This window comes from Puerhibacterium puerhi (assembly GCF_009846865.1).
Classification (GTDB): domain Bacteria; phylum Actinomycetota; class Actinomycetes; order Actinomycetales; family Cellulomonadaceae; genus Puerhibacterium; species Puerhibacterium puerhi.
Genome location: NZ_WUWN01000009.1, coordinates 43,405 through 69,018 on the forward strand (window position 1 = coordinate 43,405; position 25,614 = coordinate 69,018).

General features: G+C 76.7%; 24 protein-coding genes. 8 read left to right on the plus strand and 16 right to left on the minus strand.

Annotation, left to right across the window (positions count from 1 at the left end):
* Window positions 1-8: 8 nt before the first annotated feature.
* Window positions 9-1,574 carry a Re/Si-specific NAD(P)(+) transhydrogenase subunit alpha gene (locus GSF02_RS07230; protein WP_159794242.1) on the plus strand — a complete coding sequence of 522 codons (1,566 nt, stop codon included), beginning with the start codon at window positions 9-11 and terminating at the stop codon, window positions 1,572-1,574.
* A 1-nt stretch (window position 1,575) separates the two neighbouring features.
* Complete coding sequence (locus tag GSF02_RS07235; protein ID WP_159794244.1) at window positions 1,576-3,060, plus strand: NAD(P)(+) transhydrogenase (Re/Si-specific) subunit beta; 1,485 nt, start codon at window positions 1,576-1,578, stop codon at window positions 3,058-3,060.
* Between the two features lie 6 nt (window positions 3,061-3,066).
* Here the strand turns inward: GSF02_RS07235 and GSF02_RS07240 are convergent, their stop codons facing one another.
* Window positions 3,067-3,687 (minus strand): LysE/ArgO family amino acid transporter, encoded by a 621-nt coding sequence (locus GSF02_RS07240; protein WP_159794336.1) that lies wholly within the window; start codon window positions 3,685-3,687, stop codon window positions 3,067-3,069.
* A gap of 73 nt (window positions 3,688-3,760) precedes the next feature.
* Here GSF02_RS07240 and GSF02_RS07245 point away from each other — a divergent pair, with 73 nt between their 5' ends.
* Window positions 3,761-4,672: a LysR family transcriptional regulator ArgP gene (locus GSF02_RS07245; RefSeq protein ID WP_159794246.1), complete on the plus strand. Its 912-nt coding sequence runs from the start codon at window positions 3,761-3,763 to the stop codon at window positions 4,670-4,672.
* 63 nt (window positions 4,673-4,735) lie between these two features.
* Complete coding sequence (locus GSF02_RS07250) at window positions 4,736-5,341, plus strand: DUF6891 domain-containing protein (protein WP_159794248.1); 606 nt, start codon at window positions 4,736-4,738, stop codon at window positions 5,339-5,341.
* 52 nt (window positions 5,342-5,393) lie between these two features.
* Here the strand turns inward: GSF02_RS07250 and mqo are convergent, their stop codons facing one another.
* From mqo to GSF02_RS07290, 8 genes are all read right to left on the minus strand, one after another.
* On the minus strand, window positions 5,394-6,854 hold the full coding sequence (gene mqo, locus GSF02_RS07255; RefSeq protein WP_235915436.1) for a malate dehydrogenase (quinone): 1,461 nt from the start codon (window positions 6,852-6,854) through the stop codon (window positions 5,394-5,396).
* 159 nt (window positions 6,855-7,013) lie between these two features.
* Window positions 7,014-7,733 (minus strand): maleylpyruvate isomerase family mycothiol-dependent enzyme, encoded by a 720-nt coding sequence (locus GSF02_RS07260; RefSeq protein ID WP_235915429.1) that lies wholly within the window; start codon window positions 7,731-7,733, stop codon window positions 7,014-7,016.
* The gene (locus GSF02_RS07265) at window positions 7,730-8,380 is read right to left on the minus strand and encodes a pyridoxine/pyridoxamine 5'-phosphate oxidase (RefSeq protein ID WP_159794252.1); all 651 of its coding nucleotides are present in this window, start codon (window positions 8,378-8,380) and stop codon (window positions 7,730-7,732) included. Before GSF02_RS07265 ends, GSF02_RS07260 begins: the two co-directional genes overlap by 4 nt.
* Before the next feature lie 73 nt (window positions 8,381-8,453).
* On the minus strand, window positions 8,454-9,695 hold the full coding sequence (locus tag GSF02_RS07270) for a GNAT family N-acetyltransferase (RefSeq protein ID WP_159794254.1): 1,242 nt from the start codon (window positions 9,693-9,695) through the stop codon (window positions 8,454-8,456).
* A gap of 57 nt (window positions 9,696-9,752) precedes the next feature.
* On the minus strand, window positions 9,753-10,412 hold the full coding sequence (locus GSF02_RS07275; RefSeq protein WP_159794256.1) for a response regulator transcription factor: 660 nt from the start codon (window positions 10,410-10,412) through the stop codon (window positions 9,753-9,755).
* Window positions 10,409-11,689: a sensor histidine kinase gene (locus tag GSF02_RS07280; RefSeq protein ID WP_159794258.1), complete on the minus strand. Its 1,281-nt coding sequence runs from the start codon at window positions 11,687-11,689 to the stop codon at window positions 10,409-10,411. The genes GSF02_RS07275 and GSF02_RS07280 overlap by 4 nt, the downstream gene beginning before the upstream one ends.
* Before the next feature lie 51 nt (window positions 11,690-11,740).
* Entirely contained in the window at window positions 11,741-12,841 is a 1,101-nt protein-coding gene (locus GSF02_RS07285) for a hypothetical protein (RefSeq protein WP_159794260.1), read from the minus strand.
* 113 nt (window positions 12,842-12,954) lie between these two features.
* A complete protein-coding gene (locus GSF02_RS07290) occupies window positions 12,955-13,344 on the minus strand; it encodes a MerR family transcriptional regulator (protein ID WP_159794262.1) in 390 nt (129 codons plus the stop codon).
* A 57-nt stretch (window positions 13,345-13,401) separates the two neighbouring features.
* Between GSF02_RS07290 and GSF02_RS07295 the strand changes: the two genes are divergently transcribed.
* A complete protein-coding gene (locus tag GSF02_RS07295) occupies window positions 13,402-14,901 on the plus strand; it encodes a SulP family inorganic anion transporter (RefSeq protein ID WP_159794264.1) in 1,500 nt (499 codons plus the stop codon).
* Between the two features lie 21 nt (window positions 14,902-14,922).
* On the opposite strand, the gene GSF02_RS07300 is transcribed toward GSF02_RS07295, so the two are convergent.
* Window positions 14,923-15,462 (minus strand): GNAT family N-acetyltransferase, encoded by a 540-nt coding sequence (locus GSF02_RS07300; protein WP_235915431.1) that lies wholly within the window; start codon window positions 15,460-15,462, stop codon window positions 14,923-14,925.
* 95 nt (window positions 15,463-15,557) lie between these two features.
* Here GSF02_RS07300 and GSF02_RS07305 point away from each other — a divergent pair, with 95 nt between their 5' ends.
* Entirely contained in the window at window positions 15,558-16,169 is a 612-nt protein-coding gene (locus tag GSF02_RS07305; RefSeq protein WP_159794266.1) for a YbhB/YbcL family Raf kinase inhibitor-like protein, read from the plus strand.
* A gap of 16 nt (window positions 16,170-16,185) precedes the next feature.
* Here the strand turns inward: GSF02_RS07305 and GSF02_RS07310 are convergent, their stop codons facing one another.
* A complete protein-coding gene (locus tag GSF02_RS07310; protein WP_235915432.1) occupies window positions 16,186-16,656 on the minus strand; it encodes a GNAT family N-acetyltransferase in 471 nt (156 codons plus the stop codon).
* A 22-nt stretch (window positions 16,657-16,678) separates the two neighbouring features.
* Window positions 16,679-17,179 (minus strand): hypothetical protein, encoded by a 501-nt coding sequence (locus GSF02_RS07315; protein ID WP_159794268.1) that lies wholly within the window; start codon window positions 17,177-17,179, stop codon window positions 16,679-16,681.
* Between the two features lie 119 nt (window positions 17,180-17,298).
* Between GSF02_RS07315 and GSF02_RS07320 the strand changes: the two genes are divergently transcribed.
* The gene (locus GSF02_RS07320) at window positions 17,299-17,784 is read left to right on the plus strand and encodes a DUF1269 domain-containing protein (protein ID WP_159794270.1); all 486 of its coding nucleotides are present in this window, start codon (window positions 17,299-17,301) and stop codon (window positions 17,782-17,784) included.
* A gap of 51 nt (window positions 17,785-17,835) precedes the next feature.
* Here the strand turns inward: GSF02_RS07320 and GSF02_RS07325 are convergent, their stop codons facing one another.
* The 3 genes from GSF02_RS07325 to GSF02_RS07335 form a co-directional block, all read right to left on the minus strand.
* Entirely contained in the window at window positions 17,836-18,156 is a 321-nt protein-coding gene (locus tag GSF02_RS07325; protein WP_159794272.1) for an SHOCT domain-containing protein, read from the minus strand.
* Window positions 18,157-18,175: 19 nt separating this feature from the next.
* Window positions 18,176-19,117 carry a DUF6325 family protein gene (locus tag GSF02_RS18795; RefSeq protein WP_235915433.1) on the minus strand — a complete coding sequence of 314 codons (942 nt, stop codon included), beginning with the start codon at window positions 19,115-19,117 and terminating at the stop codon, window positions 18,176-18,178.
* A 93-nt stretch (window positions 19,118-19,210) separates the two neighbouring features.
* On the minus strand, window positions 19,211-19,855 hold the full coding sequence (locus tag GSF02_RS07335) for a hypothetical protein (RefSeq protein WP_159794274.1): 645 nt from the start codon (window positions 19,853-19,855) through the stop codon (window positions 19,211-19,213).
* Window positions 19,856-19,993: 138 nt separating this feature from the next.
* Here GSF02_RS07335 and GSF02_RS07340 point away from each other — a divergent pair, with 138 nt between their 5' ends.
* Window positions 19,994-22,627 (plus strand): helix-turn-helix transcriptional regulator, encoded by a 2,634-nt coding sequence (locus GSF02_RS07340; RefSeq protein WP_159794276.1) that lies wholly within the window; start codon window positions 19,994-19,996, stop codon window positions 22,625-22,627.
* Window positions 22,628-22,673: 46 nt separating this feature from the next.
* On the opposite strand, the gene GSF02_RS07345 is transcribed toward GSF02_RS07340, so the two are convergent.
* Window positions 22,674-25,454, minus strand: coding sequence for a cation-translocating P-type ATPase (locus GSF02_RS07345; RefSeq protein WP_201308833.1), 2,781 nt, complete (start codon window positions 25,452-25,454; stop codon window positions 22,674-22,676).
* Window positions 25,455-25,614: the final 160 nt, after the last annotated feature.

The window sequence follows — 25,614 nt, forward strand, 5'->3', positions numbered from 1 at the left end:
AGGTCCGCATGCGCATCGGCGTACCGCGGGAGAGCCACGCGGGGGAGCGGCTGGTGGCCGCCACGCCCGCGACCGTCCCGCGGCTGCGGCGCCTGGGCTACGACGTCGTCGTCGAGGCCGGTGCCGGCGCGGATGCCACCTTTCCCGACGCCGCGTACGCCGAGGCCGGCGCGACGCTCGGCACGACGGCGGAGGTCTGGGGCGCCGACGTCGTCACCGCGGTGCGCGCGCCGGACGAGACCCGGCTCGGGCTGCTGCGGCCCGGTACCGTGCTCGTCGCCCAGCTGGCCCCCGCCGCGAGCCCCGAGCGGCTCGCGGCGCTCGCGGCCCGCGGGGTCACCGCCCTGGCCCTGGACGCCGTCCCGCGGCTGTCGCGGGCGCAGGCGATCGACACGCTCTCGACGATGTCCAACGTCGCCGGGTACCGCGCCGTCATCGAGGCCGCCGCCGAGTACCAGGGCATGTTCGCCGGGCAGGTCACCGCGGCGGGCAAGACGCCGCCCGCCGCGGTGTTCGTCATCGGCGGCGGCGTCGCCGGGCTGGCCGCGATCGGCACCGCCGTCAGCCTCGGGGCGGCCGTGCGGGCCTTCGACGTGCGGCCCGAGGCGGCCGAGCAGGTCGAGTCGCTCGGGGCCACGTTCGTCCGCGCCGACGAGGCCCAGCAGGAGGTCAGCGCCGACGGGTACGCCCGCCCGCTGACGCCCGCGCAGGAGGAGGCGGCGCTGCGCCTGTACGCCCGCGAGTGCGCCCGCGCGGACGTCGTCATCACCACGGCCCTCGTGCGCGGCCGCGCGCCGCGCACGATCACGGCGGCGACGGTCGCGGCGATGCGGCCGGGCTCGGTGATCGTGGACCTCGGCGCGCCCGGCGGCGGCAACGCGGAGGTGACGGTGCCGGGCGAGCGCGTGGTCACCGCGGGCGGCGTCGTGGTGCTCGGCTGGACCGACCTGCCCAGCCGCATGCCCGCGCACACGTCGCAGCTGTACGGGACCAACGTCGTGCACCTGCTCGAGCTCCTGACGCCGGCGAGAGACGGCCGGCTCGTGCTCGACCTCGACGACCCGGTGCAGCGGGGCATGACGGTGACGCTCGCGGAGGACGGCGGCCGGGTGCTGTGGCCGCCCCCGCCGGTGGCGGTCTCGGCGGCCCCGCCGCCGGCCCCGCCGCAGGCCGCCCCCGCGGCGCCGCCGCCCGTGCCCGAGGATGCCGGGGCGCGTGCCCGGCAGCGGTCCCTGCGCCGCGCCGTGGGCGCGGCCCTCGCCGCCGTGCTGGTCGTGCTGGCCCTAACGCTCGGGCCGCCCACGTTCCTGGGGCACTTCACGGTCTTCGCGCTGGCCGTGGTCGTCGGGTTCTACGTCATCTCGAACGTCAGCCACTCCCTGCACACGCCGCTGATGGCGCAGACCAACGCCGTCTCCGGGATCATCCTCGTCGGCGCGCTGCTGCAGCTGGGCGTGGACGACCCGGTGGTCACCGTGCTGGCGTTCGCCGCGGCGACGGTGGCGAGCGTCAACATCGTCGGCGGGTTCGGCGTCAGCCGCCGGATGATCGGCATGTTCCGGAAGGACGGCTGAAGTGGCCGCGGGGAGCGCCGGCACGGCGACCGCCTTCGCCCAGGCGGTCTACGTCGTCGCGGCCCTGCTGTTCGTCCTGTCCCTCGCCGGGCTCGCGCGGCCGACGACGGCGCGCCGCGGCGTGACGCTCGGGATCGTCGGCATGGTGCTGGCGCTCGGGGCCACGGTGCTGCTGGCGGCCGAGCGCTCGCAGCGGCCCGTGGGCGTGACGCTCGGCCTGGCGCTCGCCGCGCTCGTGCTCGGTGGCGCGGTCGGGGCGTGGCGGGCGCGGCGGGTCGCGATGACGCAGCTGCCGCAGCTCATCGCGATCCTGCACTCGTCGGTGGGCCTGGCGGCGGTCGCCGTCGGCTACAACTCGTTCCTCACCTCGCGCCTCGCCGGCGGGCCGCCGGACGACGCGGTGCACCGCGTCGAGGTGTTCCTCGGCGTGCTGGTCGGCGCGGTGACGCTCACCGGCTCCGTGGTGGCGTACCTCAAGCTGGCGGCGCGCATGCCGTCGGCCCCGCTGGTGCTGCCGCGCCGCAACACGCTCAACCTCGCCGCGGTGGTGGTGTCGCTCGGGCTGCTGCCGTGGTTCCTCGCGGCCGACGGGGCCGCCGCCCTCGCGCCGCTGCTGCTCATGACCGTGGTGGCCCTCGCGCTCGGCGCGCACCTGGTGGCGGCGATCGGCGGCGGCGACATGCCCGTCGTCGTCTCGATGCTCAACTCCTACTCCGGGTGGGCCGCCGCCGCGGCGGGCTTCATGCTCGGCAACGACCTGCTCATCGTCACCGGCGCCCTGGTGGGCGCCTCCGGCGCGATCCTCAGCTACCTCATGTGCCGGGCGATGAACCGGTCGTTCGTCTCGGTGGTGCTGGGCGGCTTCGGGGCCCCGACCGCCGGCCCGTCCGGCACCGGGACCGGCACCGGGACCGGCACCGGGACCGGCACCGGGACCGTGGCGGGCGCGGGGACCGGGGCGGGGCAGCACCGCGAGGTGCAGGTCGAGGACGTCGCCACGATGCTGCGCGGCGCGCGCAGCGTCGTCGTGACTCCCGGCTACGGCATGGCCGTGGCGCAGGCGCAGTACCCGGTGGCCGAGCTCGTCGCCCGCCTGCGCGCCCGCGGCACGACGGTGCGGTTCGGCGTGCACCCCGTGGCCGGCCGCCTGCCCGGCCACATGAACGTGCTGCTGGCCGAGGCCAAGGTGCCCTACGACATCGTGCTGGAGATGGACGAGATCAACGACGAGCTGGCGGCGACGGACGTCGTCCTCGTCATCGGGGCGAACGACACGGTGAACCCGGCGGCGGCGGAGGACCCCACCAGCCCCATCGCCGGCATGCCGGTGCTGCGGGTCTGGGAGGCGGGGCAGGTGGTCGTGTTCAAGCGCTCGATGGCTGCGGGCTACGCGGGCGTGGCCAACCCGCTCTTCGCCCGGGAGAACACCGCGATGCTGTTCGGCGACGCCAAGGAGCAGGTGGAGAAGATCGTCCAGGCGCTGTGAGCCGGCTCAGGCGGCCAGCAGCAGGCCCACGGCGAGGGCGACCATGACCGCGGCGATGACGCCGTCGAGCACCCGCCACGCGCCCGGGCGGGCGAACACGGGCCGCAGCAGCCGCGCGCCGTACCCCAGCGCGGTGAACCACAGCAGGCTGCCGAGCATCGCCCCGCCCGCGAACCACCAGCGGCCGTCGCCGTGCCCGCCGGCGATCGACCCGAGCATCACCAGGGTGTCCAGGTAGACGTGCGGGTTGAGCCAGGTGATCGCCAGGGCGGTGCCGAGCACCGCCGCCGCGCCGGCGCGGTCGGGTCCCGGGCGGGCGGCCTGGTCGGGCTGGAGCGTCGCGCCGGTGGGGCGCAGCGCGCGCCGGGCCGCGAGGGCGGCGTAGACCAGCAGGAACGCCGCTCCGCCGACCCGCATCACGGTCACCAGCCACGGCACGGCGCCGAGCAGCGCGCCGGCGCCCGCGACGCCCGCGCCGATGAGGACGACGTCGGACAGCGTGCACGCGGCCACCACCACGCCGACGTGCTCCCGGCGCAGCCCCTGGCGCAGCACGAACATGTTCTGCGCGCCGATGGCGACGATGAGGGAGAGGCCGAAGCCGAGGCCGGAGAGCGCGTGGAGCATCACGCCCTCGACGCTAGGCGCCCGCGTCGCCACAGTCCAACAAATGTTTCTCAGGTTGCCTTAGCGTTGCTTCATGGAGATCGCCCAGCTGGACGCCCTGCTCGCCGTGGTCGACGAGGGCTCGTTCGACGGCGCCGCCCGGGTGCTGCACGTGACGCCCTCGGCCGTGAGCCAGCGGATCAAGGCGCTGGAGACCAGCGCCGGCGCGGTGCTCGTGCGGCGCTCGCGGCCGGTCGCCGCCACGGAGGTCGGGGCCGACTACGTGCGCCTGGCGCGCCAGGTGCTCGCGGTGGTGCGCGAGTCCGGCCTGCCCGGGCGCACCTCGGGCGGGGCGGCGGGCGCCGGCGGGGGAGCGCCCGCGGGCGCCCCGCCGGCCCGGGTGCCCATCGCCATCAACGGCGACTCGCTCAACACGTGGGCGATGGCGGCGCTCGCCGAGGTCGCCGACCGGGCGGTGTTCGACGTGCACCGCGAGGACCAGGACCACTCGGCGGAGCTGCTGCGCTCGGGCGAGGTCATGGCGGCGATCACGACGCAGGCGGTCCCCGTGCAGGGCTGCACCGCCGTGCGGCTCGGCGTGATGCGGTACCGGCCGTTCGCCACGCCCGCGTTCGTGCGGCGCTGGTTCCCCCACGGCGTGACGCCCGACGCGATCGCCGCCGCGCCGATGGTGATGTTCGACCGCAAGGACGACCTGCAGGACCGCTACGCCCGCGCCAAGGCCGGCCGCGACGTCGAGCCGCCGCGGCACTACGTGCCCTCGACCGCCGACTACGCCCGCGCGGTGGTGCACGGGCTCGGCTGGGGGCTGCTGCCGCACGAGCACTCGGACGCGCCCGAGGCCGCCGGCGAGCTCGTGGAGCTCGAGGCCGGTGCGCACGTCGACGTCGAGCTGCACTGGCAGCAGTGGTCGCTGCGCACGCCGGTGCTCGACGCCGTCGCCCGGGCGGTGCGCCGCGCCGCCGCGGCGGCGCTGCTGCCGTGAGTGTCGGAGGCCCGTCCTACCGTGTCGGGCAGGACCCCGCGGGACGACCGGAAGGACGGGACCATGACGCTCGACCAGATGGACGAGATCACCGAGATCACTGCTGACGACGTGCTGGCGGACGTGCGCAGCGCCGCCCGCGCCATGGCGCGCGGCGGGTTCGCCACCTACGACGACGTGCTCTCCCGCTGCCTCGAGCTCGCCGCCCTGTCCGCCGTCACGCCGCGAGCCGGCAGCGTGGAGCGCGTGGTGCGCCAGGAGTGGGAGGCGGGCCTCGCCGCGCAGCGCGCCTGGACGGGGACCGAGAGCGACGACCGGCGCCTCGACGCCGCCTTCGCCGAGCTGCAGGGCGAGGGCGTGTTCGCCCGCGCGAGCCTGGGCGACTGCGTCGAGTGCGGCGCGCGCGAGGCGCGGGCCCTCGCCGGGCCCGCCGCGCGGGGCTACGTCTTCTTCCCGGCCAGCGCCGTGGACACGCTGGCGGTCGGCACGCTGCGGCTGGCCTGCGGCACGCCCGACGACGACCCGGCCCGCACCGCGGAGCTCGCCCGGCGCGTCGTGGCGGTGCTCGAGGCCCACGGCCTGTCCGCCGCGGCGGACGACGACGGGATCGTCGTCCGGGTGCCCCGGTGGCGCCGGCGGCTGCCGGCCTCCCGCGGCTCGGTGGCGTGAACGAAGGCGGTGCCCCTGCCGGGGCACCGCCTTCGTCGTGGAGGTGTGCGGGTCAGACCCGCGAGTCGGCCTGCGACTCGTAGACGGAGGCGTCCAGCACCTCGCGCCGGTCGAGGGCCGCGTCGAGCGCGGCGGTGTCGGCGGGGACGCCGCCGGCGAGGCTCGGCATCATCCGGGCCAGGCGCGGACGCCAGGCGTCCGCCTTCGCGGGGAAGCAGCGCTCGAGCACCCCGACCATGGCCGAGGCGGCGGTCGAGGCGCCCGGCGAGGCGCCGAGCAGGCCGGCGATGGTGCCGTCGGCCGCGGCGACGACCTCGGTGCCGAACTCCAGCACGCCCTTGCCGTCCTTGTCGCGCTTGATCACCTGCACCCGCTGGCCGGCCACGATCTTCTCCCAGTCGCCCGGCATGGCCTCGGGGAAGAACTGCTGCAGCGACTCGAACTTCGCCTCGGGGCTCTTGAGCAGCTCCTTGACGAGGTACTGCGTGAGGTCCAGGTTCTTGAGCCCGGCGCCCATCATCGAGGTGAGGTTGTGCGCGCGCAGCGAGGTGATCAGGCCCAGGTACTTGCCCTTCTTGAGGTACTTGGGGCTGAACCCGGCGTACGGGCCGAACATCAGGTACGTCTTGCCGTCGACCACGCGGGTGTCGAGGTGCGGCACCGACATCGGCGGGGCGCCCACGTCCGCCTTGCCGTACACCTTGGCCTGGTGGCGGGCCACCAGCTCGGGGTTGGCGGTGCGCAGGAACTCCCCGGAGATCGGGAAGCCGCCGAAGCCCTGGATCTCCGGGATGCCGGCCGACTGCAGCAGCGGCAGCGCGCCGCCGCCGGCGCCCACGAACACGAAGCGCGCGGTGACGGTGTGGCTGCGCTCGGGGGCGTTCCAGGAGCGGTCCTTGACCTTGAGGCGCCAGCGCCCGTCGCGCGTGCGCCTGAGGCTCTTGACCTCGTGCTGCAGGCGCAGCTCGGCGCCGTTCGCCACGAGGCCGTCGAGCAGCTGACGGGTGAGCGACCCGAAGTCGACGTCGGTGCCCAGGGCGTTGCGCGTCGCGGCGACGGGCTCGGCCGGGTCGCGGCCCTCGACGAGCAGCGGCGCCCAGCCGGCGATCTGCGCGCGGTCGGTGCTGAACTCCATGTCGCTGAACAGCGGGTGGGCCGAGAGCGTCTCGTACCGGCGGCGCAGGTAGTCGACGTTGGCCTCGCCGCGCACGAACGTCATGTGCGGCGTGCGGTTGATGAACGAGGCGCTCGTCAGGCGGCCCGTGGTGAGCAGGTGGCTCCACAGCTCGCGGGAGACCTCGAACTGCTCGTTGATCTTCACCGCCTTGGCGATGTCGATCGTGCCGTCGGGCTTCTCGGGGGTGTAGTTCAGCTCGCAGAGCGCGGCGTGCCCGGTGCCGGCGTTGTTCCACGGGTTGGACGACTCCTGGGCGACGTCGTCCAGCCGCTCGTAGACGCGGATCGACCAGTCCGGCTCCAGCTGCTGCAGCAGCGTCCCGAGGGTCGCGCTCATGATGCCGCCGCCGATCAGGACGACGTCGACGGCGTCCTTGGTGCTCGTGGAAACAGAAGTCACGAGTCGTCAGTGTAGGAGCACGTGAAAACCGTCACGAAACGGCGGGCGCGTCTATGACGCCCGTCACAATCGCTCCCACGATCCCGGTGGGATCGCTCACACGCCGGCGGGAGGCGTCACCGCCGCGCCCGGCGCGGGCGACGAGGACGGCCACGGGCCCAGCTCCGGCAGCGGCACGTGCGCGCCGTCGCGCTCGGCCCACACCGTACCCGACGGCACGCGCCCGGCCAGCCACGACGCCACGTCGCGGGCGTCGCCGCGCAGGTCGGTGACCCGCCAGCCGGCGGGCAGGCGCACCGCGAGGAAGGCGTCCAGGTGCGCGCAGAACGGGGCGCTCCACGTCGCCGGGCCCAGGGCGGCGCCCAGGCCGGCCGTCGCGTCGCCGGCGTGGATCACCGCCTCGCGCCACCACGCGAGCAGGGCACCCTCGAGGGTGCCGAGCCGGTAGGTGACCGGCGCGTGCCACAGCGGGTCGCCGGGCGCCGGCCACGCCGCGCGCAGGCGCTCGCGCAGCGCCTCGAGCGCCGCCACGTGCTGCGCGGTGGTGCGGCGTGCCCCGGCCTCGATGGCGGCGGCGCGGCCGGCGGCCCCGCCGTCGTACACCTCGACCTGCTCGCCGCGCGCGGCGGCCTCGGCCTGGCGCGCGAGGGCGGCGCCGACGCCGTCGACGTGCGCCAGCACGTGCCCGCGCGTCCAGCCCGGCAGCGGGGACGCCTCGGCGTGCGCCGCGTCGGGCAGGGCGCGCACGACCTCCACGAGGCGGTCGAACGTCGCGGCCGACTCGCGCAGGGCGGTCGTCCGGGTCTCGGTGCTCACGGCCACAGCAGCCCCTTCGTCCAGCCGGCCGCCCCGGCGCGGTAGCGCAGCCGCACGTGGCCGTCGTCGGCCGCCTGCCAGAACTCGATCTCGGCCGGCTCGAGGACGTAGGCGGTCCACGTGGGCGCGGCCAGCTCGCGGTCGGCCCGCACGCGCTCGAGCGCTGCGTCGAAGGCCTCGCGCAGCTGCGCCTGGTCGGTCAGCGGCTCGCTCTGGTGGGCCAGGAGCCCGGCGGCGCGCGAGGTGTCCGGGCGCGCCAGGAAGTCGGCGCGGGACGTCGCCTCGGGGCCCGGGTGCACCGCACCGGTCACCCGCACCTGCCGGCCCAGCTCCCGCCAGAAGAACGTGAGCGCCGCGTGCGGGTTCTCGGCGAGGTCCCGGCCCTTGGGGCTGGTGGCGTGCGCGGCGAACCAGAAGCCGTCGGCGTCGACGTCCTTGAGCGTGAGCGTGCGCGCGTGCACGGCCCCCGCGGCGTCCGCGGTGGCGAGGTTCGCCGCGTGCGGGGCCGGCACGCCGGCCGAGACGGCGTCGTCGAACCAGGCGGCGAACAGCGCCAGGGGATCGGTCGGCGTGGCCTCGACCGCGAAGGGCGGCAGGTCGTCGGGGAACGTCGGCAGCCCGCGCAGCCGGTCGCGGAACTCGCTCATGCGGTGGCCTCCTCGGGCGTGATCGCTGTCACACCCGGAGCCTACCGACCCGCCGGGCGCCGGTCGGCGCCCGTCAGAAGTAGTCGCGCACGTGCACCTGGCGTCCGCCCCAGACGGCGTCCCACACGAGGTCGTCGTGTGCCGGACCGGTGAGCTGGCCGGCCAGGCGCAGGTTCGCGGTCGACTGCGCGCCCGCGTACGACGCCGCGAGGCCGGCCGGGGTGAACGTGGGCCGGTCGGCGTCCGCGGGCGACGCGGGGGCGTCGCCGTCGCGCGTGACGTGGACGGCGCCGTCGGCGACCTCGAGCGTCCAGGCGCCCCGCAGCCGGTCACCCGGGCCGACGGCGTCGCCACGGCCGACGACGGCGAACGGCACGCGGGCGGTGAGCGGCGCGACGCGGGCGGCCCCGAGCGCGCCCGGCACGTCGAGCACGCGCAGCATGTACGCCTCGCGCGCCGCGAGCGTCGCCGCGTGGTCCGGCAGGACGAGCCGCGCCGGGTCGAGGCCCGAGGTGCTCAGCGCCACCGCGCCCACGACCATGCCGAACGACCCGAGCGCCCGCCACAGCGTCCGTGCGGCGTCCGGCGTGAGCGCCACGAGGTCCTCGACCTCGAGCCGGCCGGTGCGGTCGTAGCCGGACCCGCGGTCCCACGAGGCGAACCCGACGACGCGGTCGGCGGCGTCGACGGCGAGCGTGACGCCGGTGTGGTCGCTCAGCAGGGCCTCGTCCATGGCGAACGGCGGCTCGGCACGGGTGAGGGGACCGTTCTGGCCGGCGGCCCACGCGTCGTACGCGGCGCGGACCGCGGGCAGGTCCGCGGCCTCCGCGCGCCGGACCCGCGTGCCGTCCGTCGGCGCCGCGACGCGGGCCAGCGCCGCGAGCGGCACGTGCACGGTGTCGAAGCCGCCGACGATCCCGTACCCCAGCCCCTGGTAGATCCCGGCCGCGCTGGGGTACAGGGTGGAGATCACCTCGCCGCGCTCGCGCGCCTCGCCCAGGGCGGCGTCGAACAGCGCGCGCACCAGCCCGCCGCCGCGGGCCTCGGCGGCGACCGTGACGCCGGCGAACCCCGCCGTCGGCAGCGTGGCGCCGTGGAACCAGGACGTGAAGCCGCGCACGAGCAGGCGTGCGGCCAGGGCGTCGCCGTCGAACGCGCCCCACGGGCGGCCGCCGGTGGGCGGCCAGGACTCGGCGGTGGGCGCGGGCGGCGGCGTGGCGGGGACGCCGAAGGCCTCGGCGCCCAGCGCCTGGAAGGCGGGTGCGTCGGCGAGCTCGACGGGGCGCACCGCGACGGCACGGTCGGAGAGGGTCACGCCCCGACGCTACGGGGGCGCGGGCGGGGCGTCGTCCTCAATCCGCGGCGCGCCGGGTCACAGCTCGACGAGTCCCGCCCGGTGGGCCAGCACCACGGCCTGCGTGCGGTCGCGCGCCTGCAGCTTGGCGAGGACGGCGGCGACGTGGGTGCGCACGGTCTCGACCCCCACCACCAGCTCGGCCGCGATCTCGGCGTTCGTCATGCCCTGGGCCACGAGGCCGAGCACCTCGGCCTCCCGCGGGGTGAGGGCGGGCCCGGCCCAGGCGCCGCGCGGCGCGCGGGCGCCCCGGACGAGCTCCCGGACGGCCCGCGGGAACACCAGGCTCTCGCCGGTGGCCACGGTGCGGACCGCCTGCACCATCGCCTCGGCGCTGGCCCGCTTGAGCAGGAACCCCGACGCCCCCGCCACGAGGGCGTCGACCACGTACGCGTCGTGCTCGAACGTGGTCACCACGAGCACCCGCGGCGGGTCGGCGAGCCGCAGCACGAGCTCCGTGGCGCGCAGCCCGTCGACGCCCGGCATGCGGACGTCCATGCACACGACGTCGGGCCGCAGGCGCCGGACCGCCTCGACCGCCGTGGCGCCGTCGCCGGCCTCGCCGACCACCTCGAGGTCCGGCTCGGCGTCGAGGATCAGCCGCAGGCCGCTGCGCACGAGCGGCTCGTCGTCGGCGACGACGACGCGGACCCGGCGGGCGGTGGGCGGTGCGGTCACGGGGCCTCCTGGCGCTCGCGGTCGTCGCGGTGGTCCTCGGGCATCTCGGGGCGGGGGAGGACGGCGCGCAGCACCCACCGGTCGCCGCGCACGCCCGCGTCGACGGCACCCCCGAAGAGCGCCGCCCGCTCGCGCACGCCGGCCAGGCCGCGCCCGCCCGCGCGGCGTGCCGCGCCGCGATCGGCGCGGCCGGTGGGCAGCGGGTTGCTCACGTCCACGGTCACCTCCCTCGGCGTCGTCGCCACGACGAGGCGCACGGCACCCGGGCCGCCGTGGCGGTGGGCGTTGGCGAGCGCCTCGGCGACGACCCGCCGCACCGCGCGGTGCAGCAGCGCCGGCAGGCGGTCGGGCAGGTCGAGCGACGCGGTCACCTCGAGGCCCGCACGGCGGTGCGCCGCCACCACGTCGGCCAGCTCGACGGCCGTGTCGGCCAAGCGGTCGTCCGCGGCCGCCCGGTCCTGCCGCAGGGCGCCGAGCAGCGCGTCGAGCTCGCCGAGCGCCTGCCGCGCGGCGTCCTCGATCGCCTCGAAGGACCGGGCGGCGAGCGCCGGCTCGCGCTCGACGACCCGCCGGCCGGCCGCCGCCTGCACGCCGACGATCGTCAGGGCGTGCCCGATGCCGTCGTGCAGCTCCCGGGCCAGGCGCACGTGCTCGGCCTCCCGGTCGGCGCGGGCGAGCGCCGCCTCCAGCCGGTCGTGGGGCGTCGGGCCGAGCACGCGCCCGGCGAGCACGGCGGCGGCCGCGCCGACCGGCGCCGCGGCGAGCAGCAGCGCCGTCCCCGCCCCAGCGGCGGCGAGGACGCGCAGGGCCTGGCCCGCACCGGGGGCTGGCGGGGGGACGGCCGACGCCAGCGGCCGGCCGGTCACGGCCTCCACCGCGACCAGCACGGCGAACGGCACGCCGGCGAACAGGGCGGCGGCGACAGCGAGCCCGGCGACCTGGTGGCCCAGCACCCACGCAACGGTCCGCACGCGGTGAGCGGCGCGCGGACGGCGCGGCAGCACCAGCTCGGCGTCCGTGCCGAGCATGGTGCGCGCCGCGGTCACCTCGAGCTCCCGCGCGCCGGGCACGAGGCCGAGCGCGGCAGCCGCGGCGACCGTGAGGCCCGCGACCACCCCGACGGGCGCGCCCGGGGCCGCCGACCGGACCAGGGAGACGGCGAGCAGCGCCGCGGCCAGGCCGATCGCCGCGCCGAGCATCAGCCACGCGAGCCGCCGCGCGAGCCGCCGCGCCAGGCGGGCGGCCCGGCGGCTCGGGTGGCGCGGTGCGGTCGGCATGGCGCCATCCTCGCCGGGACGGCGCCGGCCCGGAAGGACCGCCACGGCCCGTCAGGCCTCGCGTGCGTCGACGGCCGCGCGGTGACCGACGTATCCCCACACCGCCAGCGCGAGGGCCGGGCCCCACAGCCAGCACGGGAACACGACGGCCGAGACCAGCGCGGTGACGAGTCCGTCGGCGGGCAGCAGCACGAGCATGGGCACGGCGGTGAAGGTCACCGCCGCCGCGACGAGGCCGCCAGGCACGGCCGCCGCCGCGACGGGCACCGGGCGCCGGGCGAGCACCGGCACCCAGCGGGGAAAGACCGCACCCCAGGGGCGGATCAGGCCGAGCGTCAGCACGACGCCGAGCCATGCGCCGCCGGAGAGCGTCACCCCCCAGATGCGGGTCGCCGGGTCGAGCACCTCGCCACCGAGCAGGGGCCAGGGGGTGAGCCAGGTGAGCCGGACCAGGGCGTACGGCAGCGGTCCGCAGGCCGCCACGACGGTGATCGGTACCCGGTGGCGCACGACCCACCGCGTCGCGCGAGCCGCTCCGGGCGACCCGGCGAGCGCCGACGCCAGGACGGCGCCCCACGCGGCACCGGCACCGAGCACGAGCAGCACGATGGCGAGCCGGCCGGCCTGCTGGGCGAGCGCCGTGCCCAGGTTCGCGACGAGCGAGACGATCGGCGCGCGTGCCGCGACGGCGCCTCCTGCCAGCAGCACGAGCGCGGGGACGCCGACGGTCCAGCGCGCGACGGGGTAGCGCCGGACCACCTGGACCAGGAGGACGACGACGGCGGCCGGCAGCGCCATCGCCACGAGGTAGCCCAGCACGGCGAGGGTCGCGGTGCCCTGCAGCACGAGGCCCAGCACGACGACCTCGGCCGCGGCGAGCACGGCGAGCGCGCGGCGGGGCAGCGCCCCGGCGAGCGCGGCGAGGGCGCCGGCAGCACCGACGAGCGCCGCGACGGTCTGCACGACGACGGCGGCGTGCGGCGAGGCGGCAGCCAGCCAGGCCGTCCCCGGGTCCGGTCGGGGGAGCGCGCCCGCGAGCGCGGCCAGGCCGGCGAGCGCGGCAGCGCCGGCGAGCACGGCGGCCGCGACGAGCGCGCGGCGGGCGGGGCGGGAGGGGAAGGGGAGGGCGCGGGAGAGGTCGGCGGGGTGCACGGCGGTTCCGTTTCGTCGCGGGAGCGGGTCCCCACCACGTTCCGGGACCGCAGCGCCGCGGCGTCTCCCCCGCGAGGGGGAGATGCCGCGACGGCCGGGGGAGAGGGCCGGCGCTAGAGCGCCCGCAGCAGCGCGATGAGCTCGTCGGCCATGTCGAGCTTGCGCGCCAGGTCGGCGCGGCGCTCCTGCGCGGCGGCGACCAGGTCGCTCAGCTCGGCGCGCACGGCGTCGTCGGCGTCGCCGGCGGCCACGCGGTCGGCCAGCTCGAGCAGCCGGCTCATCTCCTCGAGGGAGAAGCCGAGCGGCTTCATCCGCCGGACCAGCAGGATCCGCTCGACGTCGGCCTCCGTGTAGAGCCGGAAGCCGCCCTCGGTGCGGCCCGACGGCCGCACGAGCCCCACCTCGTCCCAGTGCCGCAGCGTGCGCAGCGACAGGCCCGTGCGCTCGGCGACGGCGCCGATGTGCATCGTGGCGGCCGGGTCCTGCGGGGCGGGCGTCGTCATGACCGTCGATTGTGCCGGACGGCGGCGCACCGACCCTACCCTCACGTAAGGGTAGAGTTGCCGGACGTGCCCGCTGCTCCCGCCCCTCACTCCGTCCGCGCGGCCCTCCGCTCGCCGCGCACGCTGCGCACCGAGGTGCTCGGCGGCCTGGTCGTGGCCCTCGCCCTGATCCCCGAGGCGATCGCGTTCTCGCTCGTCGCGGGCGTCGACCCGCGGGTGGGCCTGTTCGCCAGCTTCACCATGGCCGTCACCATCGCGATCGTCGGCGGCCGCCCGGCGATGATCTCGGCAGCCACGGGCGCGGTCGCGCTCGTCGTCGCCCCGGTGGTGCGCGACCACGGCCTCGACCACCTCGTCGCCACCGTGATCCTCGCCGGCCTGCTGCAGGTGGTGCTCGGCCTGCTCGGCGTCGCGCGGCTGATGCGGTTCGTCCCGCGCTCGGTGATGGTCGGCTTCGTCAACGCGCTGGCGATCCTCATCTTCCTGTCCCAGCTGCCGCACCTGCGGGACGTGCCCGTCGCCGTCTACCCGCTCGTGGCCGCCGGCATCGCCGTCATCGTGCTCTTCCCGCGCCTGACGAAGGTCGTGCCCGCCCCGCTCGTGGCCATCGCGCTGCTGACCGTCGTGGTGCTCGCGGCGGGCATCGCGGTGCCGACCGTCGGCGACCAGGGCGAGCTGCCCGAGTCGCTGCCCGCGCTGTTCGTCCCGGACGTGCCGCTGAACCTCGAGACGCTGCGGATCATCGCGCCCTACGCCCTCGGCATGGCCCTCGTGGGGCTGCTCGAGTCGCTCATGACCGCCAAGCTCGTGGACGAGGTCACCGACACCCGCTCCGACACGACCCGCGAGGCCTGGGGCCAGGGCGTGGCCAACGTGGTCACCGGCCTGTTCGGCGGCATGGGCGGGTGCGCCATGATCGGCCAGACCATGATCAACGTGAAGGCCTCGGGCTCGCGCACGCGGATCTCCACGTTCCTCGCCGGCGTCTTCCTGCTGGTCCTCGTGGTCGGGCTGGGGGACGTGGTGGCGGTCATCCCGATGGCCGCGCTGGTCGCGGTCATGGTGATGGTCTGCGTCGGCACCTTCGACTGGCACTCGGTGCGCCCGGCCACGCTGCGCCGCATGCCGAGGTCGGAGACCGCCGTCATGCTCGCCACCGTCGCGGTCACCGTCGCGACGCACAACCTCGCCTACGGCGTCATCGTGGGCGTGCTGGTCGCCACGGTGATGTTCGCGCGCCGCGTCGCGCACCTGACCACGGTCACCCCGCGGGACGCCGCGGACGACGCGGGGCGGCGGGTCTACGACGTCACCGGCGAGCTGTTCTTCGCCTCGTCGAACGACCTGGTCCACCAGTTCGACTACGTCGGCGACCCGCAGGACGTGGTCATCGACCTCAGCGCTGCCCACGTCTGGGACGCCTCCAGCGTCGCGGCGCTCGACGCCGTGCGGACCAAGTACGCCGCGCGGGGCAAGCACGTCACCGTGGTGGGGATGAACGCCGACTCCGCCGAGCGCCACGAGCGCCTCTCCGGCGCCCTCGGCGCCGGCGCCTGAGGCGGCCGGGCCCGCGCCGGGTCAGCGCAGCTCGTCGGGCGCCCCGGTGCCGGGCACCAGGGCGCGCTGCATCCGCAGCAGGTCGTGCCATGCGCCGAGCTTCCAGCCGACCTGCCGCTCGACGCCGACCTCGGCGAACCCCAGCGCGCGGTGCAGGCCCACGCTCGCGTCGTTCGGCAGCGCGATGCCGGTGATGACCTGCCGGTAGCCGCGCGCGGTCAGCCGCTCCAGCAGCGCGGCGTACAGCGCCCGCCCGGCGCCCGTGCGCCGCGGCGCGTCGAGGCCGAGGTACACGCTCGTCTCGGCGGTCCAGCGGTAGGCGGGGCGCGGCCGGTAGGGGCTGGCGTAGGCGTAGCCGACCAGCACGCCGTCGGCCTCGGCCACGAGCCACGCGTGGCTCGCGCCGTAGGTCTCGATGCGCCGCGCCATCTCGGCGTCCGACGGCGGGACGTCCTCGAAGCTGACCGCGGTGCCGGTCACGTACGGCGCGTACAGGGCCGCGCAGGCGGCGGCGTCGGACGCGGCGGCGTCGCGCAGGGTGATCGGCACGGTGTTCGGCACGGGGCGACGGTAGCGCGCGGCGCAGCCGCCGGCGTCCACGGCCCCGCCCGCGCGCCGGCCGGGCGAGCGCGCCGCCGTGGTGCGAGCCTCGAACCGTGCCCGACACGTCCACCTCGTCACGCCGCGCGGTCGCCACCGTCGGCCGGCTCCTGCGCCGCCGTCGCGCCGGCACCGCGCAGGGCGTCGTCGCGCGCCTCGCGCCCGGCATGCCGCCCACCCTGCAGCTCGTCAGCGACGCGTTCGCCGACGGCGCGCCGATCCCGCGCCGGTACGCCGGCCGCGGCGTGGGGGACAACGTCGCGCCCGGGTTCACGTGGTCGCGCCCGCCGGAGGGCACCGCCCAGCTCCTGCTCGTCGTCGAGGACCCGGACGCCCCGGCGCGGCGGCCGTTCGTGCACCTCGTGGCCCTGGGCGACCCCTCGGCCAAGCGCGCGGTCGAGGGGGCGCTGACCCTCACGAGCCCGGCGGAGCCGGCCCGCGTGGGCCGCGGCCGGGTGCGGTTCGTCCCCGGCTCGCTCGGCCTGCGGGGCTACCAGGGCCCGCGCGCGCTGCCGGGCCACGGCCGCCACACCTACGGCTTCCACCTCTTCGCGCTCGACCGGGCCATCCCGGACACCGCCCGGCTGCGGCGGCTCGACGACGTCATCGCGCTCGCGCGCGGCCACGTGCTCGCCCGCGGCGAGTACTTCGGCACGCAGGAGCGCTGACGTCACAGCGCTGACGTCACAGCGGCAGCTTGAAGCCCTCGTGCGACTGGGCGTAGCCGAGCGAGCGGTAGAAGCGGTGGGCGTCGGGGCGGGCCTTGTCGCTGGTGAGCTGGGCCAGCGCGCACCCGCGCTCGCGGCCGCGGGCGTGGGCGCGCTCCATGAGCCGGCGCCCCAGGCCCTGGCCGCGCAGCCGGGCGTCGACCCGCACCGCCTCGACGAGCAGCCGGGTGGCGCCCGCCCGCGAGATGCCCGGCACGAACGTCAGCTGCATGGTGCCGACGACGTCGCCGTCGAGCTCGGCGACCCACAGCTCGTCGTTCGGGCTGGCCTCGATCGCCGCGAAGGCGGCCTCGTGGGCCGGGCCGAACGCCCCGGTGCGGGCGGCCGCCACGGCGTCGTCGGCGATGAGCTCGACGACGCGCGCGAGGTCGGCGCGGCGGGCGAGGCGGAAGGTCACGCGGTCGGCGGGGGAGAGCGGCTCGGTCACAGCCCGACCGTACCGGCCGGTCTCAGTGCAGCGCGTACTTGAGCAGCACGACGAGCACGCCGAACGCGCCGGCGACCAGCGCCTCGGCGACCAGCGCGCCGCCGCGCGCCCCGGCCCGGTAGGCCGCGGCCCCGCCGGCGGCCACCAGCATGGCGATGGTGAACCACAGCGCCACCCAGGCCGCCGTCTGGGCGCCCGCGCCCAGCGCGCGAGCGAGCAGCAGCACGAGGATCGGCGGCGCGCTGCCGATGAGCACCGACCAGTTCTGCGCGAGCGACGTGGCGAGGCGGACGTGCGTCGGGTGCGCGGGGTCGACGAAGCGTCCGCCCACGGCGTCGACGTAGACGTGGGCGAGCCAGTAGACGACCGCCACCGCCGCGGTGGCCACGACGACGCCGGCGGTCTCCGGGGCGTGCGCGCTGAAGACGGCGAGGACCGACGCGGTGACGACGGCGCCGTAGAGCATCTCGGGCACGTGCGGGAGCGCGAGGCGGCGGTGGCGGGCGGCGGCGTGCTGGGTCATCGCGGGCTCCCGAACCTGCCCCCGCACGGGTGATCCGGTCGCCGGGTGCCGCGGCCACGATGGTTCTGCCGGGGCGACCGCCCGGCACCGCGGTGAGGACCGACGAGGGAGCTGGGGTCATGACCACGTTCACGGTGTGGAAGTACGACGAGCCGGAGGCCGCGCAGCGGACGGCCCGGATCCTGCAGGACGCCGCGGCCGACGGCCTCGTGACCGTCGTGGACCATGCGGTCGTCTCCTGGCCGCCGGGCGCCGACGCGCCCACGATGCACCACTCGCACGACGCGGGCCGGCGCACGGTCGGCTGGGGCGCGTTCTGGGGCGCGCTCGTCGGCACCCTGTTCCTCGCCCCCGTCGCGGGAGCGGCGGTCGGCGCGGCGGCGGGCGGCGCCAAGCGGGCCGTCGACGCCGTCGGGATCGACGAGGAGCAGCTCGAGCGGATCCGGTCGGAGGTGACGCCCGGGACGTCGGCGCTCTTCGCCGTCACCGAGGGCGCCGACCTCGACCGGCTCGGCGAGCGGTTCCACGGCGTCGGCGGCCGGCTCGTGGAGACGAACCTGACCCCGGCCGAGCGCAGCACGCTGGCCGAGGTCTTCGACGTCTGAGCCGACGTCGGGGCGGGGGTGCACGGTGCCCAGGCGCGGGTCCTCAGCGGGTCAGCCGCCGAGGATCCGCGCCTTCTGCGCGGCGAACTCGGCGTCGGTGAGGACGCCCTGGTCGCGCAGCTCGGCGAGCTGGCGCAGCTGCGCGATCGTCGGGTCCGTCTCGCCGCCGGTCGGTGCCTCCGGCGCCGGGGCGTACTGGGGCTGCGGATACTGGGGCTGCGCGTACTGCGGCGGGTAGCCGGCAGCCTGGGCGCGCTGCGCATCCTGCTCCGCCCAGCGGCCCTGCTGGCGGCGCTGCACGCGGCCCGAGACGGCGCTGGCCGTCCCGGCGATGACGGCGGTGCGGGCGACCCCGCGAAGCAGTCCGGGCATGGTGGTGCTCCTTCTCGGCTCAGTGGCCCTCTGCGGCGTCGAGCGCCGCGACCAGCGAGGGCACGGGGATCCTGCCGCTGGCGGCGATCATCCCGCCGCCGCGGCGCAGCGCCGCGGCGAACGGGGCCGCCCAGACGTTCTCGTAGACGAGCACTCCGGCCGCGCTGCCGGGCTGGAGCGTCGCGCCCGCCTCCTGCAGGTCGTCCTCGGCGAGGATCCCCGACGACGCCCCGTCGAACACGGCGAGGTCGAAGTCCCCGTCGACGTCGAGGTCGTGCAGCTCGATGCCGGCCACGGTGCCGTCGGCGGCCTTCTCGACGAAGGCGAGGTCCAGCAGGCGGATGATGCCGCGGTCGACGAGGTCCACCAGGAGCGGCAGCGCCTCACCGTTCAGCTTGTTCTCGGGGAACTCGACCACGAGGTAGTCGACGGGCCCCATCTCGTCGATCGTCCGGTCCATCTCGCGCCCCTTCGTCCCCGTCCGGCCGCCCGGATCCCGAATGCTCTCTGCGCCCCCACCGTGCGCCGGGGCCCGGTTCCCGTCCTCACCCGCGCGGGGTGAGGACCCGCGCGCGCCGCCGCCGCCTCCGCCGCCGCCTCCGTCGTCGACGACGCTGTCCATCAGCGCGAGCACCTCGGACAGGTCGACGTCGCGCACGGTGTACGACGACGTCTCGGCCGCCTCGGAACGGCTGATGCTGCCGAGCATCGCGCGCAGCACGATCCCCACGGGTCCGTGCACGGTCACCTCCACGTCCGGCCGGCCGCCCGCCGGGACCGTTCGCAGCTCGCGCAGCTCGAGGCCGAGCGCCGCCAGACGCTGCAGCACCCCGTACAGCGCGGACTGGTCCCGCACCGCGAGCTCGAGGACGGTGCAGGTGGTCGAGCGGCGGACGCCCAACTCGCTCAGATCCGTGCCCTGGCGGACCGCTCCCACGACGGTCAGCTCGACCTGCGTCATCCGGACCACCCCGCCGTCATCGGTCCCGCGAGGACGCGCGGCCGACAGCCGCGCGCACGCCGTCCAGCGTGCGCGCGTCGTCGCGCGGGGGGATCACCCGGCGGGGGTGGCGCCGCAGTACGTCTTCATGGCCCGCGTCACCCCCGCCCAGCTCTGGCGCACCTCGGCCAGGGACTCCTCGGCGGTCGCGCGCGCGTCGGCTGCGCCGGATCGCAGCGCGGCGCCGTAGTCGCGCAGCCGCGCCTCCAGGTCCTCGATCGCCGCGCTGGCCCGGTCGGCGGCCGTGTCGTCGTCCTGCTGCTGGGCCTCGGCGTCGAGCCGGTCGAGCTGGTCGAGAACCGACTGCACGGCGATGATCTCCACCTGGCCGCCGGCGCTGGGCGTGCCCGCGCTCGGCGGCGCGCTCGGCACGCGCGACGACAGGCTGTCCGGTCCGCCCGCGAGCAGCTGCTCGACCTGCACGGCGACCGCGTCGTAGCGCACGCACGGGCCCGACCCGCCGGCCTGCGAGCAGGCGCCGAGCGCCAGGGCCGCGGTCACGGCGGCGACGGCGGCGCCCCGACGTCGCCGGGTGGCTCCGGCCCCGCTCGACACGTCCATCCGCGGACTCCCGTCCTGCTGCCGTCCCGTCGTCGCCCTCGCCTCGCCCTCGCCGGCGCCCGCGCCGTCGTCGTCGCCGTCGCTGTCGTCGGCGCGCGCCGCCGCCACGGTACGAGCGGCCGGGCGTTCGTGTGTCACCCGACCTGGGTGATCGCCGGCGGGCAGCGGCGCTCGTACTCTCGTCGTATGGTCTCGGTCCGAGCGGGTGCCGAGCCGTGGCTCCGCGTGCGAGCCCCGGCCGCCGTGGGGCCGACGCGCGCCCGCACGAGCGTCCCCGTGCTTCCGCGCGCGCTGGTCCGCCGGCCCCGCCTCGAGGCGTCGCTCGACACCGCCGTCGAGCGACGGCTCACCCTGGTCTCGGCGGGACCGGGCTGGGGCAAGACGACGACGGTCGCCGCGTGGGCCCGGACGCGTGCGGGGCGCGTCGCGTGGGTCACTCTCGAGCCCTACGACGACACCCCGACGACGCTGTGGGCGGACGTCCTGGCGGCGGTGCGCGGTACCGGCGTCGCACCGCCGGGACACCCGCTGGACGCCGTCCAGATCCCCGCCCGGTTCACCTCCGACCTGCTGCGCCGGCTGCTCTTCGCGGTCGACATGCTGCCCGCGCCCGTGGTGCTGGTGCTCGACGACTTCCACCACGTCGCCGACCCGGAGGTGCTCGAGAGCATCGACGACCTGCTGCGCTACCCGCTGCCGCTGCACCTGGTCGTGCTGACCCGCCTCGACCCGATGCTGAGCCTGCAGCGGCTGCGCGGCCGGGGCGAGGTGGTCGAGCTCGGCGCCGGCGACCTGGCCTTCGACGAGTCGGACGTGGCGTCCCTCGGGGCGCTGGAGGGCCGCCGCCTCGCGCCCGCGCAGGTCGACCGGCTCCTGGCCGACACCGGCGGGTGGCCCGTCGGCGTCCGGCTGCGGGTGGAGGCGCCCACCGGACCGGCGGGCAGGGCGCGGGCGGAGCGGTCGGCGGCGGAGTTCCTGCTCACCGAGGTGCTCGACCGGCTCGATCGTGCGCAGCGGCAGTTCCTGCTGCGCACGTCGGTGGCGGCGGACGTCTGCGCGGAGCTCGCGGCGGTGCTCGACCCCGGCGCGCCGGCCGCGCGCCTGCTGCTCGAGCTGGCCGCGTCCAACGGGTTCGTGACGGCGCTGGACGCGCAAGGGACCTGGTACCGGTACCACCCGCTGCTGCGCGAGATGCTCCGCCACGAGCTGCAGCTGGAGGACCCGGGGCACCTCCAGGAGGCCCACCGGGCCGCCGCCCGGTGGTTCGCCCGGCACGGTGAGCCGCTGCGCGCGCTGGAGCACGCCGTCGACTCCGGCGACTGGTCGTTGGTGGGCGACGTGGTCGTCGACGCGGCAGCGGCCCACCTCGTCGGGCCTCGCCGACCGGCGCTCGCCGCAGCGCTGGCGCGTGTGCCGTTCGCTACCCTCGACCCCGACCCGTCCTTGCACCTGTGTGCCGCGGTTCTGGCCCTGGCCACCGACCGGTTCGACGCCGCGGAGCAGCACATCGCGCGTGGTCGCGCGTTGCTCGCCGCGGACGCCGAGGGCGCCGAGACACCGGCGGCGGTCCTGCTCGAGGTGCTGGACGCCGCGGCGGCCCGCGTCCGCGGCGACGTACGCCGCCTGGCGGCGGCGGGCGCGGCTGCCGTCGCCGCGGCGGACCGCGCGCCGTTCCCGTTCCTCGCCCTGGAGACGTACCGGAGCCTCGGCCGCGAGGACGAGCGTGCCGGCCTCGCGTGGTGCGGCGTCGACCCGCCGGCTCCGCTGCCGGGGGACGTGCGTGCGCTCTCGGCGGCTGACCCCACGTACGGCGGCGAGGTCGACCCTCAGGGGCCGGCGGACGTCGCCGACGGCGATCTGCGCGCCGCCCGGGAGCTCGTCGGGCTCGGGGCGCGGTCCGCGGCCGCCCTGCAGGCGGTCGCCTCGGGGCGGCCGTCGCAGGGCGAGCGCCTGGCGCGCGCCGTGCTCGAGGAGGCGTCGGCCAGGGGCTGGGCGGCGCACGTGCAGACGCGCGGAGCGCACGCGGCGCTCGGGTGGGCGGAGCTCCTGCGAGCCGACGACGCTGCGGCGGCAGGCCGGCTGGTGCACGCGCTGACCGTACGCTCAGGCGGGTGCGAGCCCGCGTCGGAGGCGGCGGTGCACCTCCTCCAGGCGCTCCTGGCGGCGTCGCACGGGCACTCCCAGGGCGCGCGCCGCTCGCTCGCGGAGTGCGATCGTGTGCTCGGGGCGGTCGCGCTGCCGCCCCTGCTCGCCGACCTGCGGGCGCGCGTCGAGACGGAGCTGGCGGTGCTCGACAGCGGCGGACCGCGCGACGTGGCGGCAGCCGACGGCACGCGGTGCTCCCCGCAGGTCGCCGACGTGAGCCGCGCCCGGGTCCTGCTCGCCACGGGGCGTGCGGGCGCGGCGGCACGGTCCGTCGCGGGCGTGCCGGGCGGGCGGGAGGGTGAGCTCGACGCGCTGACCCGGGTCGAGGCTCTGCTGGTGGAGGCGTCCGCGCTCGGGCGCGCGGGCACGCGCCGGGCGGACCGGGCGGTCGAGCGGGCTCTGGACACGGCGGAGCCCGAGGAGCTGGCCCTGCCCTTCCTGACCGTGGCGACCGCGGACCTGCGGCCCGTCGTCGCTGGCGCGGTCGCCCACCGGCCCGGCCCCCTCGCCCGGACGCTCCGTGAACGGCTGCCGGTCGCCGTGGACCGCCCCGGCCCAGACTCGCTCGTCGAGCCCCTGACCGAGCGCGAGCTCGCCATCCTCGCGGTGCTGCCGACCATGGAGAGCAACGTCGAGATCGCGGAGGACTTCGTGGTCTCCGTCAACACCGTCAAGGCGCACCTGAAGGCGCTCTACCGCAAGCTGGGCGTCGCCAGCCGCCGGGACGCGGTGCGCCGGGGCCGGGAGCTCGGCCTCATCCGCTGACGCCCTCGAGCTGCCGTCGAGCTGCCGTCGAGCCCGACAGGCAGGCTCAGCGCCGTCGCCCGACGCGCCGCAGCACCAGCTTGCCGAGCTCGACCAGCAGCAGAAACGCCAGCGCGACCAGCGCGCACACCCCCCACTGGCGGCCGTCCAGGGCCACCGTGCCGAAGACCCGCTGCAGGCCGTCGAGGGTCGAGACGAGGAAGGTCAGCGCCAGCACGACCACGACGAGCAGCACGAACCGGCCGTTCGCCAGCGTCTCGTGCGACAGGATGCTCGCGTGCGGGTCGCGCCACTCGAGGGCGGCGACCACCTGCATCAGCGACATGGCGGTCAGACCCATGGTGGTCGCCACCGCCAGGTCCGCGCGGCCGGCGCCCCACGCGACGGCGAGCAGCACGCCGGTCGCCACGAGCAGCCCGCCCACGCCGAGGCGCACGGCCAGGGCGCGGCCGATCACCGGGGCCGACGGCGGCCGCGGGCGGCGGCGCATGAGCCCCGGCGTGGGCGCGTCGAAGCCGAGGCCCGCCGCCAGCGGCACGTCGACGGCGAAGTTCACCCAGAGGATCTGCAGCGGGGTCAGGGGCGTGCCGCCCGCGACGGTGAAGATGCCGGCGCCGACGAACGTGAGGATGAACCCGACCAGGACGACCATCTGGAACCGGATGTACTTCATGAGGTTGTCGTAGAGCCCGCGGCCGCCCTCGACGGCGGTGACGATCGTCGCGAAGTCGTCGTCGGTGATGATCATCTCGGCGGCGTCCTTGGTGACCTCCGTGCCGGTGATGCCCATCGCCACCCCGATGTCGGCCCGGGCCAGCGCGGGCGCGTCGTTGACGCCGTCGCCCGTCATCGCCACCACGGCGCCCTGGCGCTTGAGCACCTCGACCAGCCGCACCTTGTCCTCGGGGGCCACGCGCGCCACCACGCCGATCCCGCCGACCTCGGCGCCGAGCTCGACGTCGGACATGGCCCGGAACTGGGCGCCGGTGATCGCGCGCCCCTCGATGCCGAGCTGGCGCGCGATCGCCGCCGCCGTCGTGACGTGGTCGCCGGTGATCATCCGGACCCGGATCCCCGCGGTGCGGCACGCGGCGATCGCGTCGCGCGCCTCGCGGCGGGGCGGGTCCACGATGCCGACGAGGGCCAGGAGCTCCAGGTCGTCGAGAGCGTCGAGCAGGTCGCCGGCCAGGTCGGCCTCGGTCACGTCGCGGCGCGCCACCGCCAGCACGCGCATGCCCTCGCGGGCCAGCGCGTCGTTCTCCCGGGCCACGAGCGTGCGGGCGGCGTCGTCGAGCGCCACGGTGCTGCCGTCCGCCGCGAGGTAGCGGCTCGAGCGGGCCAGCAGCACGTCGGGGGCGCCCTTGACGTAGCAGCGCAGCACCCCGTCGATCTCGTGGACCGTCGCCATGAGCTTGTAGGCGGCGTCGAACGGCACCTCCGCCAGGCGCGGGTGCTCCCGGCGCGTCTGCTCGACGTCGAGGCCCGCCTTCGCGGCCAGCACCACCAGCGCGCCCTCAGTCGGGTCGCCGAGGCACTCCCCGTCGCGCACCACGGCGTCGCTCGCCAGGGCCATCGGCAGGGCGAAGGGCTCGAGGGCGATGTCGCCCGCGCCGGCCGCGGCCAGCACGCGGCCCGCCGTCGAGTAGCCCTCGCCGTCGACGGTGAACCGCCGCCCGGCGAGCACGAGGCGCCGGGCGGTCATCTGGTTGAGGGTGAGGGTGCCGGTCTTGTCCGAGCAGATCGCCGACGTCGAGCCCAGCGTCTCCACCGACCTCAGGCGCTTGACGATCGCCCCGGAGTCGGCGAGCCGGCGCGTGCCCACGGACAGCAGCATCGTCACCACGGCCGGCAGGCCGGTGGGTATCGACGCGATCGCGAGGCTGACGGCCACGACGAAGAGGCTGTCGAAGGCCTCGCCGCGCAGCAGCCCGAGCCCGATCACCACGACCAGGGCGATGCCGGCCATCGACGTGATGAGCACGGTGATGCGGTCGAGCTGGCGGGTCAGCGGCGTGGTGTCGCGCTCGACGCTGCCGAGCATCCCGGAGATCCGGCCCACCTCGGTGGCCATCCCGGTGGCGGTGACCACCATCTCGCCGCGTCCGCGCGTCACCTGCGAGTTCATGTACGCGATGTCGGTGCGGTCCCCGAGCGCGGCGTCGGCCCGCGCTACAGGCTCGGCGGTCTTGGCCACCGGGGTGCTCTCGCCCGTCAGCCCCGCCTCCTCGATCTCGAGGGACGCGGCCACCAGCAGGCGACCGTCCGCCGGCACCTTGTCGCCCGCCTCGAACCCGACCACGTCGCCCGGCACGAGCTCCTCGGCCGGCACCTGCTGCTGGCGGCCGTCGCGGCGCACGGTGGCGGTCATGACGAGCATCTGGCGCAGCGCCGCGACGCTCTGCGCCGCCTTGCCCTCCTGGTGCAGGCCGATGAGCGCGTTGACCAGGGTCAGGGCCACCAGCACCACGCCCGTGCCGACGTCGCCGAGCGCCAGGAAGCTGACCAGGGCGGCGCCCAGCAGGACCAGCTGCATGAGGTCGCGGTACTGCCGGACGAACGCCTGCCAGGGCCGCTCCCCGCGCACCTGAGCCAGGGCGTTCGGACCGTAGTGAGCGCGCCGCCCGACCACCTCGTAGGACGTCAGCCCCACCGCCGGGTCGACGCCGAGGTCCGCGCACACCGCGCCGGCCGGCGCGGTGTGCCAGGCGGCAGCCGCCGGTTGCGTGCCGGTCGGCGTGGCGGGTGGTGCACCGGCCGGCACGCCCCGGCCGGCAGGTCCGGTCGTGGGACCCGAGGAGACCGGGCCCGGCGTGTGCGCAGGAGTCATCACGGCCTCCCTCGGCGGTCTCCGACCCACGGTCACAGGAGCCCCGGTGGCTCGGCTCACCCACCCAGGGTGACCTCGGCCCACCCGTCGCGGCGCAGCCCGGGGGACTACCCGGGACGGGTGAGGCCCGGCCCGCGGCGCCTGCCCACAGTGGTGTCGG